Origin of the sequence: Microbacterium sp. LWO14-1.2, from assembly GCF_038397715.1 — a bacterium.
Lineage (GTDB): Bacteria > Actinomycetota > Actinomycetes > Actinomycetales > Microbacteriaceae > Microbacterium.
Genome location: NZ_CP151633.1, coordinates 1,289,372 through 1,309,698 on the forward strand (window position 1 = coordinate 1,289,372; position 20,327 = coordinate 1,309,698).

A 20,327-nucleotide genomic window follows, 5' to 3' on the forward strand; every position below is an offset into this window, starting at 1 on the left:
ACCAGGGTTGACAAGCGGGGAATTAGCAACGTAGGTTGACGGCATGGGATCCGAATCCGTCGACGTGGCGACCATCGCCGCCAGCACCAGCGACCCCCGCGCCGGCCTGCGGGCCATCGCGACACTGCGACGCCTCACCGACATCTGGGAGCTCGCCCAGGTGGAGGCGGGGCTGCGCGCCGGGATGACCTGGCAGGACGTGGCCGATGCCCTCGGCGTCACTCGCCAGGCCGTGCACAAGAAGCACGCGCGGCGCATCGACCCCGCCATCCCCGTTCCCCGGAGGAACTCGTGAGCAAACTGACGCGCGCCGCCGCCACCGCGCACACGCTGTCGCTCGCTGCGATGGAGGAGGCCTCGCGCTACGGCACGCGCGACGCCGAAGTCGAACACCTCCTGCTCGCGCTCACCCTTGACGCCGACCTCGGCGGTCAGGTGCTGCGCAGCCTCGGACTCGGCCTCGACCGGGTGCGCGACGCCATCGACCAGGAGCGTGCGACTCAGCTCGCCGCACTCGGCGTCGACGTCAGCCACGAGCCGTCGCGCATCGTCTTCCACGAGACGGCGGGGTACGACTGGACCCCGCAGGCCCTCGCGGTGCTCAACCTCGCGAACACGCGCGGACGCGACGGCAGCTCGATCGCCGTGCTCCGGTCGCTGCTCGAGGAACCGAGCGGAACCATCGACGCGCTGCTCGCCCAGCTCGGCGTCACGAAACCGGAGATCACCGCCGCCATGGACCAGGCCGAGAACCTCCCCGACGCGGCCACCGCCGCGGCATCCGAGATCCTGCGGAAAGTACACGACGTGTTCGTCCCCGCACCACCCGTCGAGGTCGAGGCGTTCGTCGCGGATCCGGCGAGGATCCCGGAATGGGAGCCGAGCATCGAGTCCGTCGCGCTGACGGACAACCGGTGGGAGGGCCGATCGACGTCGGCGCATCCGGACGGCAGGCCCGTGGAGATCAGAGACGGCTTCCACCGGCAGCTGATCCAGCAGTCCGCCTCTGCGGCCGGCCCGGCTTGGCGCTTCTCCTACCCCGACGCGGAGCACGCGAACACGCGCACGGTGGGCTTCCGCTGCGAGCCGGCGGCCGGCGGCACGCAGGTGCGCATCACCCTCGCCTGGGACCGCGACCCGACCCGGCGCCCGAACAGACTGCGCTCGTTCCTGCTCCGACCGGTCTTCCGGGTGCTTCTCTACACGCAGCTGACCCAGATCGGCAGCGGGATCACGCGAGTGTTCCGCTGAGCGGCTCCCAGATCGCGGCCGACGACGGAGGAGGGGTTCCGGTCCCCCGTACCCGATTACGGAGGACCGGAGCAGCCGATGAGAAGGTCCGCAAGCGCACCCACCCCCGCAGTGCGCTCGAGACCGAGAGAAACCCGAAAGCGCCGACTGGGCCGACCGACGCGGAGCGGCATGCTTGCGGCTCGTTGTACTGCCAGCGTACGGATGCCGTCGGATCCCCGCTCATGAGGGCCGAACCATTGACGCGGAGGTTGCGGTTTGATAGCGACCTCACTGGATGAGTCGGTGCATGTTCCACCCGTTGCCGACCTTCATGGGCGTGCCGAAATACGTCGAGCCAAGCCACGGATAGATCCACAGGTCGCCGACCGAGTCCCGAGCGATCACGTCCGCGTACCCGTCCGATGTGTAGTCGGAGCCACCCGTTATGGCCGTCATCCCGCTCCAGCCGTTCCCCACCTGCACTGCGGACGTCACGCCGGAGCCGTCCCCGCGGAAGAGGAAGAGGCGTCCGGCGGTGTCACGAGCGAGCACATCTCCCCGACCATCGACGACGAAGTCTCCGGCCACGATCGTATCGATGCCGTCCCATCCCTGACCGATCGGGGCGACCGACGCGAAACCTCCTGCACCGTTCCCGGAATACAGATAGAGACGCTGGTCGGCTCCGACGGCGACGATGTCGGCACGACGATCGCCGTCGAAGTCGGCACCGCCGGAGACCAGTCGCAATGAATCCCACCCCCAGCCGACCTGGGTGGCGTGAAATGCGTACCCGCCGAGGTTGCGGTAGAACCACAGCGTGCCGTCCGCACGGATCGCCATGATGTCGCCGCGCCCGTCGCCATCGAAGTCGCCGCGGATGATCGATCTGGTGGTCGCCCACCCGTAGCCGAACGGCACGGTCCCCCACCCGCCCTTCCCGTTGCTTCCGTACAGGATCATCTGACCGGCATGAGACACGGCGAGCAGATCAGCGTACGAGTCGCCGCTGATGTCCGCGTTCACGGGGAAGGTCTTGATCGTGAGCCAGGTGAGGGCGGTGACATTACCCTGACCGCAGTAGAAGTACGTGTTCGTGACGTTGTCGCTGCCGCGATAGATCTCGAAGTGCAGGTGCGGCCCCGTGCTCTGGCCGGTGCTCCCGACGATCCCGATCAGCGACCCTTGAGCGACGGCGGTGCCGACGGTGAGGGTCACCGACCCGTAGACGAGATGGGCGTACCTGGTCGTATAGCCGTTCGCGTGAGTGATGACGATCTGACTGCCGTACCCGGTCGTCGCGTTCGAGTTCACAGCCGTCGTCACGGTGCCCGACGCCGCGGAGTAGACGCCCGCATTGGAGTTCTGGTTGATGTCGACGCCCTGATGGGTAGGGCGAGTGCCCGCAGGGCATCCGTTCACGGTGTCGCTCACGCGCCCGCTCACCGGGGTCACGAACATCTCCGCCGCCTCTGCGGGCGCCCCAGGAACAGCCGCAACCGCGACCAGGACGAGGGCGGTGACGATCGAAGCGATGATCCGCCTCGACCGGCTGGCGGATGAGCCGGACAGGCGGATCGATTGATTCATGAGTACAAACGTACGGAACAGCTGGCATTCCCGCTCCTCGACCCGCCTCGCTACGCTCGAAGAATGCTCGATACGCTCACCGGATTCGCCGTGGTGGGCGTCGCGATCGCCCTCGGGTGGGTCATCGGACGCATCGATCTGCTCGGACCGCACGCACGGCACGTCCTCGGGCGGCTGATCTTCTTCGTCCTCTCGCCGTTCCTCCTCTTCACCGTGCTGGCGCAGGCCGATGCGACGATGCTGTTCTCGTCGCTGCTCCCCGTCTCCGCGATCGCGGCCGTCGCGATCATCGCCGTCTACACGCTCGTCGCACGCCTGTGGTGGCGGCGCCCCGTGGGCGAGACCCTGATCGGCGCCCTGGCCGCCGGACAGGTCAACTCGAACAACATCGGCATCCCCCTGTCCCTCTACCTGCTCGGCAGCGCCGCGTATCCGGCGCCCGTCGTGCTGATGCAGCTGCTCGTCTTCACCCCGGTGTCGCTGTCGATCCTCGACGCGGTCACGAGCGACTCCGCCTCTTTCCTCAAGACGCTGCGGCGCACGGCGACGAACCCCATCATCATCGGCTCGCTGCTGGGCACCCTGGTGTCGGTGTTCGACCTCTCCCTGCCGCCGCTCGTGATGCAGCCCGCACAGCTCATCGCCGACGCCGCGGTCCCGGTGCTGCTCATCAGCTACGGCATCTCGCTGCACGGTCAGCGCGTGCTGGGAGCGCGGGGGCACCGCCGTGACGTGGTCCTCGCCTCGGTGCTGAAGCTCCTCGCGATGCCCGTCATCGCGTGGGTCGTGGCGGAGTTCGTGTTCCGACTCTCCGCGCACGAGGTGCTGATCGTCGTGATCCTCGCCGCCCTGCCGACCGCGCAGAACGTCTTCAACTACTCGCAGCGGTACGACGTCGGCGAATCGATCTCGCGCGACACCGTGTTCCTCACAACGATCGGATGCCTCCCGGTGCTCGTGCTCATCATGGCGGTGCTCGGATGATCGCCCCGGCGCCCGATCTCGGCGCGTCGTAGGTTGGTGGTCGTGGACAACCCGCTCCTCCTCATCGCGCTCGTCGCGGTCATCGTCGTGCTCGCGATGGTGCTCCCCCGCTGGATCCGCCGCTCCTCGGGCGAACGCGGCCGCCGAGCCGGGCGGCGCTTCGAGGAGGACCAGCTGCTCGCCATCCTGGACACCCTCGGCACGGCCGTCGAGCTGCGCACCGACCCGCAGGCGGCCCAGCGGCTCGTCGACGGGGTCGTGCAGCGTGAGCCGCGCAAGTTCACGATCCTCGGAGACGGCGTCTACGGCATCCGCTTCGTGGAGCCGGACGACGCGATCGCACGACTCGTCCCCGGCCCCGCCGGCGCCCGACTGCGGGTCGAGGAGTTCCGGGAGTACCTCGGCCGCCCCAACACCGCCGGGTTCTGGACCGACCTGCGCAGCGGCGTGGTCGATGCGGCATCCGACCACGGGATCACGTACTCGACACCGCCCGTTCCCTCGCGGTTCGAGCGCAGTGAGGACCCCGGACCGATATGGCGGTTGACCGACTGAAGCCTGGGGAAACGGGTGCACGAATCGGAGCCGACGCAACTAGGCTGTGCTGAGTCGTCGATGCGCCCGCTCGGCCCTCGGCATCCGACATCTCGCCACATCGCAGACCCCGGTCCCTGTGACATGCGCCAGAAAGGCTGACCATGACTGACTCCCCTCAGAACGACCGCACTCCCGACTTCTTCGACAAGCTCATCGAAGACGCCCCGCGCGAGCAGAGCGGCGGCTTCACGGCCTCGTTCCGCGGCTACGACAAGGCGGAGGTGGATGCCGCGCTCAGCGCGCTGCGCAACCAGCTGCAGCAGGCGAAGGCCGACCTCGCCGACGCCGAGGCGCGCCACGAAGACACCGTCGAGGCGGTGAAGGACGAGGAGCGCACCGCGCGCGAGGCTCTCGAGGCCGAGCTCGCCGCCGCGAAGGCGCAGGCCGCAGACGCCGAGCAGCAGATCACCACCCTCACCAACGAGCTCGTCGACGCACCTCGCGCCGAGGGCGTCGAAGCGCCGTCGCGCGAGCAGTTCGAGGCGATCCTGCGGGTCGCCGAAGAGCAGGCCAACGTGCTCATCCAGAACGCCGCCGTGCAGGCCGACCGCCTGATGGCCGCCGCCCGCGAGGAGGTCACGACGCAGCGCGCCGAGGCCGACGCCGACGTGGCGCGCATCATCGCGCAGGCGCAGCACGACGCCGACCAGGTCCGCCTGAAGATCGACACCGAGTACACCGCGCACCAGGCGACTCTCGAGCGCGAGGCCGCCCACGCCGCCGAGAAGGTGCACCAGGCCTCGCAGGAGGCGACCGCCATCCGCACCGAGGCCGAGAAGGGCGCCGCGGCTCTGCGCTCGCTCGTCACGCGCGAGACGACGCAGCTGCGCGCGGATGCCGAGCGCGAGGTGCGCGAGATGAACGCCCGCGTCCTCGAGTTCGAAGAGACGCTGACCCGTCGTCAGGACGATGCGCAGCAGGAGTTCCTGGTGCTGCACAACCAGGCCGTCTCGCACGCCGAACGCATCACGACCGACGCGAACGAGCAGGTCACCGCCTCGCTCGAGCACGCGCAGCGGATCTCGGCGAAGGCCGACGACTACGAGCGGCTGATGCGCTCGCAGGCGCAGACCATCGAGGCCGACGCGCAGGTGCGCGCGCGCGACACCCTCGACCGTGCGCGCGCGAAGTCGCAGAAGATCGTCGACTCCGTCACGCAGCACACCTCGACGGTGCTGCGGGATGCCGAGGACCACGCCCGTCAGCTGCGCTGGCAGCAGCAGCAGCTCGCCAGCTTCATGGCCGAGGTGCGCGAGCTGATCCGCCCCGACGGCATCTTCAGCGACGAGCACGCGGCGACATCCGCGGCGCCGGCGGTCCCGTCCGCTGGTTCTGACGCTGACGCCGCCGACGCCGACGAATCCGCCGACGTCGAGCTGATCGCCGAGGTGCCGGAGCCCGTCGAAGAGTTCCGCGGCGATGAGGCGCTCGACGACGAGATCCTCGACGAGGACGACGCGACGATCGACGGCAAGATCACGATCGAGGTCGTGGAGAGCGACGAGAAGGCCTCGCGCTGACCATCGGACTCTGAGAGGGGCGTGAGCGGGCTTCTGCTCACGCCCCTCCCGCGTCTCCGGAGCAGCGAACCGTGTCGACTATCGCCGACGTCCGCGACCGGGCACTCTGGACTCATGACAGAGAGCGTGATCGAGGTCGAGGATCTGCGGAAGTCGTACGGCGGATTCACGGCCGTCGACGGCATCAGCTTCGACATCCGCCGAGGCGAGACGTTCGCGCTCCTCGGCCCGAACGGGGCCGGCAAGTCCACCACGATCGAGATCCTGGAGGGATACCGTCACCGTACCTCCGGCGAGGTGCGGGTGCTCGGGGTCGATCCGCAGCGCGGTGGGCTGGAATGGAAGGCGCGCCTCGGCATCGTGCTGCAGTCGTCGGGAGAGGCGGGCACCTTCACCGTGCGCGAGCTTCTGACCGAGTTCGCCGGGTACTACCCGAACCCGCGCCCGGTGGACGACGTCATCGCGGCGGTCGGCCTCGAGCAGAAGCAGCGCTCCCGGGCCGGGCGGCTCTCCGGTGGCCAGCAGCGCCGCCTCGACGTCGCCCTCGGCATCATCGGCCGCCCCGAACTGCTGTTCCTCGACGAGCCGACGACCGGCTTCGACCCCGAGGCGCGACGGCAGTTCTGGGACCTCATCCGCTCGCTGAAGGCCGAGGGGACGAGCATCCTCCTCACGACCCATTACCTCGATGAGGCGGCCCAGCTCGGCGATCGCGCCGCGGTCATCGTCAACGGTCGCATCGCCGACATCGGCGCGATCGACGAGATCGGCGGGGCGGAGGCACGCGTGCCCGTCGTGCGGTGGATCGACGGCGAGGGAAACCGTCAGGCCGAGCGCACGCATGAGCCGGGCGCGCTCGTCGCCGACCTGCAGGCGCGCGGCGGCGAGCCCCGCGACCTCGAGGTCGTGCGCCCCACCCTCGAGGACGTGTACCTCGACCTCATCCGCGAGCACGGCGCAGCGGACGACGACCTCCACCTCGACGTCAAGGAGCGGGCATGACCATCGCCACGGCATCCCCCCGATTCGGCCTCGCACGCACGGTGCGACTCGGCCTCCGGCGCATCGGCTTCGAGCTCCGGCAGTACTTCCGCGCCGGTGACCAGGTGTTCTTCACCTTCCTCTTCCCGACCGTGATGTACCTCATCTTCGCGACGATCTTCACGGGTGACATCGGTCAGGGTGCCGACACGGTCAGTATGGCGACCTACTACCTGCCCGGCCTGATCGCCGGCGGCATCTTCCTGTCCGGTGTGCAGGGCCTGTCGATCGAGATCGCCGTCGAGAAGAGCGACGGCACCCTGAAGCGTCTCGGCAGCGCCCCCATCTCCCCGGTGACGTACTTCATCGGCAAGCTCGGCGAGGTCGTGGTCACGGCAGTGCTGCAGATCGGGCTGCTGCTGATCGTGGCGGTCGTGCTCTACGACGTCGACCTGCCGACGGATGCCGAGCACTGGGCGCGCTTCGCCTGGGTGTTCGCCCTCGGGCTGCTGACGTGCGCGTTGCTCGGTATCGCGCTCTCGTCGGTCCCCCGCTCGGGGAAGACCGCGTCGGCCGTCGTCATCCCGGTCGTGCTGCTGCTGCAGTTCATCTCGGGTGTCTACATCGCGTTCACGACGCTGCCGGAGTGGCTGCAGAACCTCGCCGCGGCGTTCCCGCTCAAGTGGATCGCCCAGGGGATGCGCGCGGCGATCCTGCCGGACTCCTTCAAGGCCGTGGAGCCGGCCGGCGAGTGGCAGCTCGGGGCCGTGGCCCTCGCGCTCGGGATCTGGCTGGTCGTCGGTCTCGTGCTGAGCAGAGCCACGTTCCGCTGGATCCGCCGCAACGGCTGATGGGGCGGCGTGGGTCGCCGACGCGGCTCGGGTGAACCGCTACGCGCGGCCGAACTGGGCTGCGGCCGGGCAGTCGAAGGGATCGCGGGCGGCGAGGCCGACGCGGTTCAGATACTCGATCACGATGGCGTACGACCGGCCGAGACTCGTCTCGGTGTAGTCGACGCCGTTCGCCTCGCAGTAGTCGCGCACGATCTCGCGGGCCTTCGAGAGGTGGGGGCGGGGCATGCTCGGGAAGAGGTGGTGCTCCACCTGATGGTTGAGCCCGCCCATCAGCCAGGTCACCCAGCGCCCGCCGCGGATGTTCCGCGACGTCCGCACCTGCTTCGAGAAGAAGTCCAGCCGGGCGTCGGGGTCGATGATCGGCATCCCCTTGTGGTTCGGCGCGAAGGAGGCCCCCATGTAGACGCCGAAGACCGCGAGCTGCACGCCCATGAAGGCGAAGGCCATGCCGAGCGGGAGCAGCAGGAACACCGGGACCAGCACGACGGCGAAACGCGCGGCGATGAGGGCGAGCTCGGTCCAGCGCCCCTTGACCTTGCGACCGGTCGCGAGGTGCTTGATGCCGAGGTAGTGCAGGTTGAGTCCCTCGAGCGTCAGCAGCGGGAAGAACAGCCACCCCTGCTTACGTGTGATCATGCGCACCAGGCCGCGCGACTTCGCAGCATCCGTCTCGAGGAACGAGATCGTGTCGACCTCGATGTCGGGGTCCTTGCCCACCTGGTTCGGGTTGCCGTGGTGACGGGTGTGCTTCGAGTCCCACCACGCGTAGCTGATGCCGACGACGCCGGCCGCGAGGATGCGCGCGAGGCGGAAGTTCGCCGGGCCCGACGAGAGGATCTGCCGGTGCGCCGCCTCGTGTGCGAGGAACGCGACCTGCGTGAGGATGACACCGAGCGCGGCGGCGATGAGCAGCTGGAACCAGCTGTCGCCGAGGAGGATGAAACCGGTGATCGCGCCGCCCAGGGCCACCGCGACGCCTGCGGCGACGAGGCCGTAGAACCACGGCGTCCGCTGCAGCAGTCCGGTCTCCTTGACGACCTGCGACACCTGCCTGTAGGCCTGCGCCATGGGCGGGAACTCAGCATTGCCCGAGTAGGTCTGACGGATCGGTCCGAGGGTGCTGGTCGTGTCGACCTGTGCGAGGGAGATGATGCTCTCCTGACGATCGGGAGCCCTTGAGCTGTGGAAGCCAAGGGCGGATGCCGATCGCTGTCCTCAGGCTAACCCGGTGCGCATGCGGTGGTCGGCATACGACGGGCTTTCCCAGGGCACTGCCAGACCGTCTCTCAGCGCACGGTCCGAGGGCGGTCAGGCCCGGGCGCGGCGCGGCCTCCGACGCAGCACTCGGGGCAGAGCGAAAGGGAAGGTCGACGGACGGCGCTGGGGTGCGTTGACGCGCTCGAGCGCGTGCCGAGCTGCGTCGAGCGAGTCGAACGCGCCGAGCGCGGTGCCGCGGTGATCGTGCGTGACGTGCGCCGAGCCGTCGAATTCGACGAAGCCGGCGAACTCGCCGCCACGGGTGGCGACGTGCACGTCGATGTCGGCCTGCTTCCAGGTCAGGGGATCGGAGGAGGAGGAGATGGTGGTCGTGCTCATGGTGATACTCATTGCTGTGTGGCGGGCGCGCGTCAGCGCTCCGCAAGTCGTGCGATCGAGGGCGGATGCCGCGCGCGTCGATGTGCGTGGTCCGTAATGGCCCTGATCAGTGGCGCCGCGGCGGCCCAGAGGGTGGCCATGTCACACGGTGCGTCCGCCAGTCTAGCAGATAGAGTCACCGCGCCGGGGGCTCGCCTCCGCCGCCCGGTCCTCCGTCGCCGCCGCCCGGCCCGCCGGACGGCGCCGATCCGGCGCTCGGAGCGGTGGTCGTGTCGACCGAGACGACGAGCGCGGCGGTGTACCCGGCATCCGCGTCTCCGGTGATCGTCGCGAGCTGCAGCGCGGCGGAATCGTCGCCGAAGACGTTGTCGCTCGCGAGGCTCGTCTGCGCCAGGTTCTGCGCGGAGCCGTCGTACCGCGCGTCCGCGTAGACCGTGGAGCAGGTCTCCTCCGGCAGGGCCACCTGGGAGGTCGCGATGGCGTTCGCGGAGTCGGTGATGGAGTCGACGTCGGGATACACCTCGAAGTGGATGTGCGGCCAGCGGCCCGAGTAGCACCCCGGGAAGATCGACGAGAACGACACCCACCCGTCGGCATCCGCCACCTGGACTCCGCGCAGGTAGTCGACGTCCTCGAGGCCCGACGAGTACATCGAGTACTCGCCTTGGGCGGTGCAGTGCCACGCGTAGACCGCGACGCCCGCGAAGGGGACTCCGCCGTTCGCTCGGTCGAGGATCTGGAACCGAACAGTCAGCGGGATGCCGTCGGCCGTCGCCGATCCGTCGATCGAGGACCTGATGTCCTGGCGGACGATGCCCGACTCCTCGAGCACGTCCGGTCCGTTCGAGCCGTCGCCCGGATACGGCCCGGCCGTCTCGTCGGGGATCTCGCCGTCGGCGGTCCCGGCACTGGAGCCGCTGGACCCTGTCGTGGCCGTCGGGGTGGACGAGCCGCCTGTGGCTGGCGCGCAGGCGGCGAGGATGACGGCGCCGACGCCGAGGCCTGCGAGGCCCAGGACGCCGCGACGGCTCACGAGGGTGCGCAGATCGAACGCGGCGCCCTGGTCGACGACCTCCTCGTCGACGCGGTCGAGCAGTCGCCCCTCGTAGGCGGGGCCGTCAGGCGTCTGGACGGGTTCGGGGATGCGGCTCATGTCGGGCTCCTGTAAGGGGATGGGTCGGCGATGGATCCATGCTCACGGAGGAGTCGATCAGGAGGCTATGGTGCACCTGTGGCGCGACTATGAAGAGCGCTCGCCGTCCCGAGGGATGAGCGGCGGCCGGAGCACGAGCACCACGACGATCAGCGCCATCACCCCCGCGGTGATCGCGACGGGGATCGGCAGCACCGGGTCGAGCAGCACCAGCACCGCGCCGAGAGGAACGACCGTGTTCACCACACGGTCTGCGTTGTCGCGGATCGCGACCCACCAGATGGCGAGGAGGAAGAGCGCGATCGGGATCGTCACGGTCAGCGATGCCTCGGCGGTCGACAGGTGGCTCTCGCCCGTCAGCACGTCGAGCTCGACCTCGATGCCCGCCGAGAAGGCGGCGGCCGCGGCGAACACGAGGTAGTGGGTGTAGCCGTAGCGCAGCGATCGACCGAACGTCGTGATCGCCCGGTGGTGGGGCGGCCAGAAGTAGATCCACCACAGCGACGCGGTGACGACGAGCGTGAGCACCGAGATGGAGATGAGAGGCACGAAGGACTCCAGCTCGTGGCTCGCGTCGATGATCGCATTCGCGGAGGCGAGGAGGCTCTCGCCCAGCACGATCAGCGTGAACAGCCCGTAGCGCTCGGTGATGTGATGCGGATGCCACGGCGTCTGCCGTCGATACTCCGCGAACACCGGGATGCTGACCTCGAGGAGAGCGAAGACGATGAAGGCGATCAGCTGCAGCGTGCCGGACGGGATCAGCAGGAACAGCACCCAGAGCACCTGCACGGCCGCGATGCCCGCCGCATAACGGCGTGTCGCACCGCGCAGCTCCCCCGCCCCGCGCGAGGCGCGGAGCCACTGCGCGATCATGGCGACGCGCATGACGATGTATCCGAGCACCGGCATCCGGAAGTCGCCGTGCTCGAACGCTGCCGGCACACCGGCGGCGAGCACGAGCACACCTCCCATCTGCACGATCGTCGTGACGCGGTAGAGCCAGTCGTCGGTGTCGAAGGACGTGGCGAACCAGGTGAAGTTCATCCAGGCCCACCAGATCGCGAAGAAGAGCATCGCGTACGACGTGATCCCGTGCACGACGTCGCCGTGGCTCAGCGCGTGGTGGAGCTGCGCGGACGTGATGCTGACGGCGACGACGAAGACGAGGTCGAAGAAGAGCTCGAGGCTGCTGGCCGCCCGATGCGGCTGCGCGGGGTCGCGCGGCTGCATGCGGCTGAGGTGGAATCGAGGCGCGGAGGCTGTCACGGCGGTCAGAATATCGGCGCGGATCACGGAGTGGGCGCAAGCGGCGGAATATCGGTTCATCCACACGTGTGAAAAATCTTCCTCTCGCGCGCCCCATCCGCTATAGTGATCGGAGTCTGCAGTTCCTGCTGTACGCGTGCACCGTGTGGGACGGTGCCAGCACTTCCCGTGATGTGGGATCACGGTTCGCGGCAGGACCCGAGGGGTCGGGTATGCAGACGATGCTGGGGACGTGGGGTCCCTGGTCTGGGGAACACTGGGGAAACACATGTCGCACTGGGGATTTCTGCGTACATTCACGGCTCACGAGGCCTCGGCATGACTTCCGTCGAGGATGCTCTGAGCATCTCTCGCACGGGTTCGGTCTTCACGCCGATCGCCGCACCGCGAGCCACCAAGTCGGTCACGCACACGGTGGTCACACCACGCGTGTCCGCGACGCTGGAGCGACGCCGTCAGTGGGAGCGGCGTTATCGGATGCGACTGCGGATCTCGGATGCCGGGATCATCCTGTTCGCGGTCGGGATCACAGCAGCGATCCAGCTGGTGTCGGGAGTCGCAGGGGAAGAGGCCCTGCGCAACGGCATCCCGCTGGCTGCGCTCTGGTATCTGATGCTCAGCGCTCTGCATACACGTGATGCAGCGCTGTTCCGCGCCAGCGCCACCGAGTACCGCGGCGTCGCGCACGCCAGCGGACTGGCGTTCGGGATCATCGCCATGGTCGCTGTCGTGCTCGGCTGGGAGTCCATGCAGCTCGTGCTGCTGGTCGGACTGCCGTTCGGCGTACTCGCGCTGCTCATCACCCGATGGGTGTGGCGGCACTGGCTGACGGCGCAGCGTGCGCAGGGGCGGTTCGCCTCGCGCACGCTCGTCGTCGGCAACCGTGACGACGTCGAGTACGTCGTCCGAACCCTGCACCCGATCGGGGCCTCCGGCTACCAGGTCGTCGGTGCCACACTGCTCGACGGCAACGCGCGCGATGTCGAGGTCGAGGGTGCTCACTTCCCCGTGATCGGCAACGTGAACACGGTGTCGACGGTGGCCGCCGAGCTCGGCGCCGACACGATCATCGTGGCGAGCCGCCCCGAGGGCGAGCCCGACTTCGTGAAGAAGCTCAGCTGGCAGCTCGAAGGCACCGCCGCCGAGCTCGTGCTCTCGAGCCGTCTGACAGACGTGGCCGGTCCGCGAATCTCGTTCGCGCCGGTCGAGGGCCTGCCGCTCATCCAGGTGCAGATCCCGTCGTACGAGGGCGGGCAGCACGTGCTGAAGCGCGCACTCGACATCGCCGTCGCGACCATCGCGCTCATCCCGATCGCACTGATCACGCCGCTCCTCGCGCTGCTCGTGAAGCTCGACTCGCCCGGCCCGCTCTTCTTCTTCCAGGAGCGCGTCGGCCGCGACGGACGGACGTTCCGCATCGTCAAGTTCCGGTCCATGAAGACGGATGCCGAGCAGCAGCTCGCCGCACTCAAGGAGCAGAACGAAGGCGCCGGCCTGCTGTTCAAGATGAAGGACGACCCGCGCGTGACGCGTGTCGGCCGCATCCTGCGCAAGCTCTCGCTCGACGAGCTCCCCCAGTTCTGGAACGTGCTCGTCGGCGACATGAGCGTCGTCGGACCGCGTCCGCCGCTGCCCAGCGAGGTCACGGCGTACGACGGCACGGTCTACCGTCGCCTCTACATCAAGCCCGGCATCACCGGGCTGTGGCAGGTCTCCGGACGCAGCGACCTCTCGTGGGACGAGAGCGTGCGCCTCGACCTGCGGTACGTCGAGAACTGGTCGGTCATGAACGACCTGCAGATCATGTGGCGCACCGCCAAGGTCATGGTGCAGCCCAGCGGGGCATACTGATTCCATGAGCCAGGGGAACGCCCTCACCATCGCGATGGTGGGGACGCGGGGGGTGCCCGCAGCATATGGAGGATTCGAGACCGCGATCGAGGAAGTCGGTCGCCGTCTCGCCGAGCGCGGCCACGACGTCGTCGTGTACACCCGAGGCTCGGAGCGTCGCGAGAAGGAGTACCTCGGCATGCGCGTGGTGCACCTCCCCGCGGTGCCCGTGAAGCAGGTGGAGACGCTGAGCCACACCGGCTTGTCGACGCTGCACCTGATGTTCCGTCGGCGTCCGGACGCGACGTTCGTGTTCAACGCCGCGAACTCGCCGTTCCTGCCCCTTCTGCGGCTGCGCCGCGCGCGTGTCGCCCTCCACATGGACGGCCTCGAGTGGCGCCGCTCGAAGTGGGGCCCGCGGGGCAAGGCCTACTACCGGTGGGCCGAGCAGTTCGGCGTGCGCACAGCCGACGCGCTGATCGCGGACGCCCCCGGCATCGCCGACTACTACACGCATCAGTTCGGAGTACCCACCGAGCTCATCCGCTACGGCGCACCGATCCTCGAGGAGCCGCCCGCGCGCGGGGTGGGCGAACTCGACCTCGAACCGGACGGCTACCACCTGGTCGTCGCACGCTTCGAACCCGAGAACCACGTGCTGGAGATCGTGCAGGGCTACCGCGACAGCGCTGCGACACTGCCCCTCGTCGTCGTCGGCTCGGCACCGTACAGCGCCGGGTACACGCAGGAGATCCAGCGACTGGCCGACGGCGACGACCGTATCCGTCTCATCGGCGGCGTCTACGACCAGGAGCTCCTCGACGCCCTGTACGCGAACGCTCTCACGTACGTGCACGGCCATTCCGTCGGGGGGACGAACCCGTCTCTGCTCCGCGCGATGGGCGCCGCGACCGCTGTGATCGGCTTCGACGTGCCCTTCAACCGCGAGGTGCTCGACGACGACGGCTGGTTCTTCGCGGATGCCGACGATGTGGCCGCCCACGTCGTCGCGGCGGAGAACGACCGTGCCCTCACCGCGACCCGCGCCCGCAACGCCCAGGAGCGGGCACGAACGCACTTCCGCTGGGAGGACGTGGCCGACGAGTACGAGGCCCTCGCCCGACGCCTCGCCGATCGTTCGACGATCCACCCTTCGGCCAAGCGCGCCAGGCGCCGCACCGAGGACTGGGCGCCGTCGTCGGCGGCAAAGCGGACGACGCCGTGAGCGGTGACGCGCGGCGCATCGTCCTTCTCGTGCACCCCGGCGCCGAGATGTTCGGCTCCGATCGCATGCTGCTCGAGAGTGCGATCGCGCTCGTCGAGAGCGGCTCCCGCGTCGTCGTCGCGCTCCCGAGCCGAGGACTCCTCGATCGGGAGCTCCGCGCCGCGGGTGCAGAGGTCGTCGTCATCCCGATGCTCGTGCTCCGCAAGGTGCTGCTCACACCGCGAGGACTGCCCCGGCTCTTCCGCGACATGTTCCGCGGCCTCGGAGCCGCCTGGCGACTGATCGGCTCCCTGCGCCCGGACGTCGTGTACGTGTCGACCATCATCATCCCGCAGTGGCCTCTCGTCGCCCGTCTGCGCGGTACGCGCGCGGTCAGCCACGTGCACGAGGCGGAAGCCTCGGGGAACCGGCTGGTCAACCGCATCCTCTACTCCCCCCACCTCGCCTCGCAGCAGACCCTCGTCAACAGTCGGTTCAGTCTCGAGACGCTCCGTGCCGCCCTGCCCGCCCTCGCGCGGCGGTCCCACGTCGTCTACAACGGCGTGGCGTCGCCCGACGAGCCCGCCGCCCCGCGCCGAGCGATCGACGGTCCGCTGCGCGTCCTGTACGTGGGCCGCCTGTCGCCGCGGAAGGGTCCCGACCTCGTGATCGAGGCCGCTGCGCAGCTGCGTGCGGCCGACCAGCCCGTGCGGTTGACGCTGCTCGGGGCCGTGTTCGAGGGCTACGAGTGGTTCGAGAGGGAACTGCGCGACCAGGCGGATTCCGCGGGCGTCGAGGTCGACTTCGCGGGGTTCCACCCCGACATCTGGCCGTTCCTCGCGGATGCCGACGTGCTGGTCGTCCCCTCGCGGGTCGACGAGCCATTCGGCAACACCGCCGTCGAAGGCGTGTTGGCTCTGCGTCCCGTGATCGCGAGCGACAGCAGCGGACTCCGAGAGGCGGCCGGCGGCTACGAGACGACAGCACTGGTCCCCGCCGGGGACGCGCGCGCGATCGCGGCGGCGCTCACCGACTTCCGCGAGCGGTGGGACCGCATCGTGGACGCTGTCGACGAGTCCCGCGCAGAGGCCCTGCGTCGCCACGCGCCATCGGAGTACCGCGCCAGCATCCGGTCGCACCTGCTCGGCGCGACCGACGACGCGGCGAGCGCCTAGCCCGAGACGTCCGCGGTCGGGGTGTCGGCCGGTGCCGCGGTGAGGCGCGCCCGGTGACGCACGATGTAGATCGTGAACGGAATCAGTTGACACACCAGCAGGGCGAAGGCGACACCGATCAGCGGTCCGGCGATTCCCAGGATCGGCGTGAGCACGAACGACAGCGTGATGCCGAGCGCCGCCATGCTCAACGTCGGGATGACCTGAAACCGGATGCCCGGCTTGTCCATGATGAACATGCCGAGCGGATACACCGCAGCCGTCAGCATGATCATCAGCCCGAATGCGAAGATCGTCGTCGGCCTGACGGTCAGCTCGCCCTGCGTGATGAAACCGAACAGCCACGGACCGACGAGCCAGACCATGACCGTCGCCACGGCCACCGCGAGTGCGAACAGCGCCGACAGCAGGAACGGCCCGCGCGTGAGGTCGCCCTTGTGACGTGAGCGAGCGAAATGCGGCCACAGCGCGAGCCCGCCCGCCATCACCAGCCCGTTGAGGGCGAAGAAGACCTGACCGGCGACGCCGTACTCGGCGACATCGGTCGGTCCGCCGAGCTGCGCGATGATGTACCGCTGCGATCCGACCGCGATCGGGTACGTGACCATCTGCGCGAGCATGGGCCATCCGACATCCATGACGCGCACGCCGGGGAACCGGCGGGGCCGCAGCACCATGCCGGCAGCGGAGGGGATGAGCGGCGAGGTGGTCCGCGCCGTGATCAGGATGCCGAGGACACCCACCAGGAACGACGCCGCGAACGAGGCGATCGCGACGAACGAGTGCAGGTCGTCGCCGCCGAAGGTCAGCATGAGCCAGACGCCCAGCAGCGTCAGCGGCGAGATGAGACCCTGCAGGAGGATCACGACGTGGTTGCGGCGCTGGCCGAGCATGATCCGAGTCCACACGCCCAACGGGATGCCGAGGCAGAAGATCGTCACGCAGTAGAAGGCCGCGAGGGAGGCGCCGGGACGCCCTCCGGCCTCGCCGAACACCAGCTCCCATGCCCCGGTCGTCACCAGCACCGTGTTGATCGCCATCGCCGACCCCGCGAAGATCAGCAGCACTCGTCCGACCGAGGTCAGTTGGTAGCGCAGCTTCTCGTCCGAGCGCACGTCGTCACTCGTCGCGACGGCGTTCACGAGCACCGCCCCGCTGCCGAGGTCGGTGAACGTGAGCAGTGAGGGGATCGTGGTGAGGAGGGTGTAGAGCGCGAAGCTGTCGACTCCTGCATCACCGATGATCATCCGGGTGGTCAGCACGCCGCACACGAGCGCGATGACCATCGTCAGCGCTCGCGCGCCGACGGCGAGAAGTGAGCTCATAGATCAATCATCGACGAGGCAGGGCTCCCAGTGTCGTAGCGTTCTGGTCGAGCCGCGATGCCGACGCGACATCGCCGGGCACGGGGACCGCGATCGACGCCTGCGAACCCTGCTGCGCGGGCAGCAGCGTGTAGTACGCGTCGACGACCGGCGCTCCGCTGACCTCGACCGAACGGCGGTCCTGACCGGTCGCCGCGGTGAACTGCCGCAGGGTGTCGGCGACGGCGGGGTCGCGGGAGACGGACCCGCGCGACCAGGCCGAGAACCAGCGGGGGGTGCCGGGCTGCGAGCGCTGGTAGAGGTTGCCGTTGACGCTCGACACCATCTGCGAGCCGGTGAACTGCAGCGAGAAGTCCTGCACGCAGACCATGCAGTTGCCGCCGCTGTCCGCGACCACGTTGTTCGACACGACGATGCCTCGCACGATCCAGTCGGCGAGCGGCGCGTAGCGCGTCCGGGGGTCGTGTCCTGCGGCGTTCGGGTCGGAGGCGCGACGCGAGTCCTGCGCGATGTTGATGTTCCGGTCGGCGTTCCCGGCGAGCGTGTTGTTCCAGACCTTCACGTTGCCGGAGTCCACGACGAAGAGACCGAACTCGCCGTTGGCGGCGATCACGTTGTCGGCGACGATCGCCCTCTCCGAGAGCTCGACCATCACGCCGTGCCCGGTGTTGCCGATCACGTCGTTCCCCGTGAACACGATGTCGATCACGGACTCGTCGAACCACGGTCCGCGACCGTAGTTCTCGGTGAAGGCGGAGTCGATCACCGAGACGCCCTGCGTCCGCGTGACCTTGAACGCGCCGGAGACGGGTGCGTGATTGAAGTGCTCGGAGTTGTTGCCGACCGACAGCATCCCGACGACCTTCAGCCCGTCGGCCTGTGAGGCGCCGCCGCCCAGCATCCCGTTGCCGATCAGCGACACCCGGGTCAGCGTGGTGCGCGGCGCCCAGGAGTAGAAGCCGGTGGTGGAGTTGTCGCGGATCGTCACGTCGTTCAGCGTGATGTCCTTGGCTGCGGCCACGACCGTGCCCATCTCGGGCACGCTGGTGGCGTAGCGACGGACGCCGATCCCCTGCACGACACTGCCGGCGGACTGGATCGACAGTGCCTGCGTGAGGACGCTCGCCTCGACCGTGCGTCCCGTGGGATCGCTGCCCACGATGAGGCGGTCACCGCCGTCGTCGACGAAGAAGGTCCCGGGCTTGACCTGGGCGGCCGAGGCGACCTCGCGGAGCTGCACGCCGTCGATCCAGAGCTGATCCGGGTGCGCTGCCATCGGATACGCCGGATCGATGAAGCGCCAGTCGGCTTCGGTGTTGTCGGCCGCCCCCTTGCTGTAGGTGGGGCTCGAGTCGAGATCGGTCTTCCACCCGCTGACGACCCAGGTGCTGCCGGAGGCTCGCCATCCGGTGACCTTCTGGGTGCCGTCGAGCCAGACCGCCTCGTTGGGCGCCGGCTGGATGGTGACGCGCTTGCTGCCCGGGACCACGACTTCCTCGTGGTAGGTGCCGCCCCGGAGCACGATCGTGCCACCGTTCGGCACGATGCGCAGCGCTGCGGCGATCGACCGGACCGGCGCGGCGCTGGTGCCTGCAGAGCCGTCCATGCCCGAAGGCGAGACGTAGACCGCGGTGGCCGGTGCCGGGTAGGCGATCGAGCCGGGTGCGGCGGCGCCGGCGGCCCCGCGCACCCCCGCGGGCACGGTCGACGGCTGCGGACCGGTCGGCGCGGGCGGCTCAGGGGCAGGAGTCGGGGTGGGGGTGGGGGTGGGGGTGGGGGTGGGAGTCGGTGTGGGGGTGGGGGTGGGCGTCGGGGTGGGGGTGGGGGTGGGAGTCGGGGTGGGGGTGGCCGTCGGAGTCGGCTTCGGGGTCGCCGAGGGAGTCGGCTTCGGGGTCGCCGAGGGAGTCGGCTTCGGGGTCGCCGAGGGGGTGGGCTTCGGCGTAGCCGTCGGCGTCGGCTTAGGAGTCGCCGTCGGAGTCGGAGTCGGCTTCGAGGTCGCCGAGGGCGTCGGGGTCGCCGTCGCCGTGGGAGTGGGTGCGGGCACCGGCTCCTCGCTCGGAGCAGGCGAGGGCTCCTCCGTCGGCTGCGGCTGCTCGGACGGCTCGGGCTGAGGCTCCTCGGAGGGCTCTGGCTGCGGTGCCTGCTCGGTCGGCGTGGGCTCGGGGACGGGCGCCGGTGCCACGGCATCCATCGTGGTGAGCGAGAGGTCGTCGATCGCGACGGGCACGACCGTCTTGGCGCCGCGCGAGGTGTAGAGGGCGAAGGCGTAGCCGCCCGCCCCTTCGATGCGCGATGCGGAGGCGTCGGAGTGCGATACGAGCCAGGATGCGGGCTCGGCGGATCCGGCCTCCCAGGCCTTCGCGTCGAGCTCCACCGGATTCGTGCCGGTGACGCTGAGAGCGACCTCGACCTCGGTGCCCGCCTCGACGGTGAACGGCAGCCGGCGCTCCGCGACGTTCTGCACCCGCATCAGATCGGTGAGACGCACGAGCGACAGATAGGCCGCACCCTTGGGCTCGACGCGCACGCGCACGCCGTAGGCGTCCTTGCCGACGACGCGCACGGCCTGCGCGAGGTACAGCGGTCCGCCGGTGGGCAGTGTGGGGACGGTGAGCGAGAAGCGGCTGTCGACGTCGGTCGCCTCGACCCCGTCGAGCGTCGCGCGGGCGGTGATGCCCGGCTTGCGGCTGGCGAGCAGCGCCTCGCCGTCGGAGACGCTCGATGCGCCCTCCACGACGCGCCAGGCGCCGGATGCCGAGTCGCCCCACCCCGAGGCGACGTCGCGGTCCATGCCGTCGTCGAGGAGAGGAGTGCCGTCGACAGCGCTGGGCACGGCGGACGCCTGCGGGGCGGCGGAGGCGGCGGAGGGTGCGAGCGCGAGGAACGCGCTCACCCCCATCAGGGCGCTCAGCCCGGCGGCGAGAGTGCGTCGACGCAGCGGCGTCCGCGCAGCGGAGAGGTCACGGGCAGTGGAGTCGTGCTTCGGGTACGAGGCCATGTCGCGGTCTTCTGGGGC

At 69.3% G+C, this 20,327-nt stretch carries 17 protein-coding genes; 10 read left to right on the plus strand and 7 right to left on the minus strand.

The window, feature by feature from the left end:
- Window positions 1-43: 43 nt before the first annotated feature.
- Complete coding sequence (locus MRBLWO14_RS06340; RefSeq protein ID WP_341935609.1) at window positions 44-295, plus strand: hypothetical protein; 252 nt, start codon at window positions 44-46, stop codon at window positions 293-295.
- Window positions 292-1,251 carry an SRPBCC family protein gene (locus MRBLWO14_RS06345; protein WP_341935610.1) on the plus strand — a complete coding sequence of 320 codons (960 nt, stop codon included), beginning with the start codon at window positions 292-294 and terminating at the stop codon, window positions 1,249-1,251. Before MRBLWO14_RS06340 ends, MRBLWO14_RS06345 begins: the two co-directional genes overlap by 4 nt.
- 270 nt (window positions 1,252-1,521) lie before the next feature.
- Here the strand turns inward: MRBLWO14_RS06345 and MRBLWO14_RS06350 are convergent, their stop codons facing one another.
- The gene (locus MRBLWO14_RS06350) at window positions 1,522-2,823 is read right to left on the minus strand and encodes a VCBS repeat domain-containing M23 family metallopeptidase (protein WP_341935611.1); all 1,302 of its coding nucleotides are present in this window, start codon (window positions 2,821-2,823) and stop codon (window positions 1,522-1,524) included.
- Between the two features lie 63 nt (window positions 2,824-2,886).
- On the opposite strand from MRBLWO14_RS06350, the gene MRBLWO14_RS06355 reads away from it, so the two are divergent.
- From MRBLWO14_RS06355 to MRBLWO14_RS06375, 5 genes are all read left to right on the plus strand, one after another.
- On the plus strand, window positions 2,887-3,807 hold the full coding sequence (locus tag MRBLWO14_RS06355; RefSeq protein WP_341935612.1) for an AEC family transporter: 921 nt from the start codon (window positions 2,887-2,889) through the stop codon (window positions 3,805-3,807).
- A gap of 42 nt (window positions 3,808-3,849) precedes the next feature.
- Window positions 3,850-4,362: a hypothetical protein gene (locus tag MRBLWO14_RS06360; protein ID WP_341935613.1), complete on the plus strand. Its 513-nt coding sequence runs from the start codon at window positions 3,850-3,852 to the stop codon at window positions 4,360-4,362.
- A gap of 143 nt (window positions 4,363-4,505) precedes the next feature.
- On the plus strand, window positions 4,506-5,924 hold the full coding sequence (locus MRBLWO14_RS06365) for a cell division initiation protein (RefSeq protein WP_341935614.1): 1,419 nt from the start codon (window positions 4,506-4,508) through the stop codon (window positions 5,922-5,924).
- Between the two features lie 114 nt (window positions 5,925-6,038).
- Window positions 6,039-6,926, plus strand: a complete 888-nt coding sequence (locus MRBLWO14_RS06370) for an ABC transporter ATP-binding protein (RefSeq protein WP_341935615.1) — start codon at window positions 6,039-6,041, stop codon at window positions 6,924-6,926.
- Window positions 6,923-7,756 (plus strand): ABC transporter permease, encoded by an 834-nt coding sequence (locus MRBLWO14_RS06375; protein ID WP_341935616.1) that lies wholly within the window; start codon window positions 6,923-6,925, stop codon window positions 7,754-7,756. Before MRBLWO14_RS06370 ends, MRBLWO14_RS06375 begins: the two co-directional genes overlap by 4 nt.
- A 39-nt stretch (window positions 7,757-7,795) precedes the next feature.
- On the opposite strand, the gene MRBLWO14_RS06380 is transcribed toward MRBLWO14_RS06375, so the two are convergent.
- The 4 genes from MRBLWO14_RS06380 to MRBLWO14_RS06395 form a co-directional block, all read right to left on the minus strand.
- Complete coding sequence (locus MRBLWO14_RS06380) at window positions 7,796-8,908, minus strand: acyl-CoA desaturase (protein ID WP_341936171.1); 1,113 nt, start codon at window positions 8,906-8,908, stop codon at window positions 7,796-7,798.
- A gap of 159 nt (window positions 8,909-9,067) precedes the next feature.
- Window positions 9,068-9,355, minus strand: a complete 288-nt coding sequence (locus tag MRBLWO14_RS06385) for a hypothetical protein (RefSeq protein ID WP_341935617.1) — start codon at window positions 9,353-9,355, stop codon at window positions 9,068-9,070.
- A gap of 175 nt (window positions 9,356-9,530) precedes the next feature.
- On the minus strand, window positions 9,531-10,508 hold the full coding sequence (locus MRBLWO14_RS06390) for an intradiol ring-cleavage dioxygenase (protein ID WP_341935618.1): 978 nt from the start codon (window positions 10,506-10,508) through the stop codon (window positions 9,531-9,533).
- 87 nt (window positions 10,509-10,595) lie between these two features.
- Window positions 10,596-11,741, minus strand: a complete 1,146-nt coding sequence (locus MRBLWO14_RS06395; protein ID WP_341936172.1) for a low temperature requirement protein A — start codon at window positions 11,739-11,741, stop codon at window positions 10,596-10,598.
- A gap of 354 nt (window positions 11,742-12,095) precedes the next feature.
- Here MRBLWO14_RS06395 and MRBLWO14_RS06400 point away from each other — a divergent pair, with 354 nt between their 5' ends.
- Genes MRBLWO14_RS06400 through MRBLWO14_RS06410 form a run of 3 tightly spaced genes read left to right on the plus strand, consistent with a single transcriptional unit; the run spans window position 12,096 to window position 15,986 of the window.
- On the plus strand, window positions 12,096-13,628 hold the full coding sequence (locus MRBLWO14_RS06400) for a sugar transferase (RefSeq protein ID WP_341935619.1): 1,533 nt from the start codon (window positions 12,096-12,098) through the stop codon (window positions 13,626-13,628).
- A gap of 4 nt (window positions 13,629-13,632) precedes the next feature.
- Complete coding sequence (locus tag MRBLWO14_RS06405; RefSeq protein ID WP_341935620.1) at window positions 13,633-14,832, plus strand: DUF1972 domain-containing protein; 1,200 nt, start codon at window positions 13,633-13,635, stop codon at window positions 14,830-14,832.
- Window positions 14,829-15,986 (plus strand): glycosyltransferase, encoded by a 1,158-nt coding sequence (locus tag MRBLWO14_RS06410; protein ID WP_341935621.1) that lies wholly within the window; start codon window positions 14,829-14,831, stop codon window positions 15,984-15,986. Before MRBLWO14_RS06405 ends, MRBLWO14_RS06410 begins: the two co-directional genes overlap by 4 nt.
- Here MRBLWO14_RS06410 and MRBLWO14_RS06415 read toward each other — a convergent pair.
- Entirely contained in the window at window positions 15,983-17,311 is a 1,329-nt protein-coding gene (locus tag MRBLWO14_RS06415; RefSeq protein ID WP_341935622.1) for a hypothetical protein, read from the minus strand. The two genes, MRBLWO14_RS06410 and MRBLWO14_RS06415, sit on opposite strands and share 4 nt — an antisense overlap.
- A gap of 7 nt (window positions 17,312-17,318) precedes the next feature.
- Window positions 17,319-20,309: a right-handed parallel beta-helix repeat-containing protein gene (locus MRBLWO14_RS06420; RefSeq protein WP_341935623.1), complete on the minus strand. Its 2,991-nt coding sequence runs from the start codon at window positions 20,307-20,309 to the stop codon at window positions 17,319-17,321.
- Window positions 20,310-20,327: the final 18 nt, after the last annotated feature.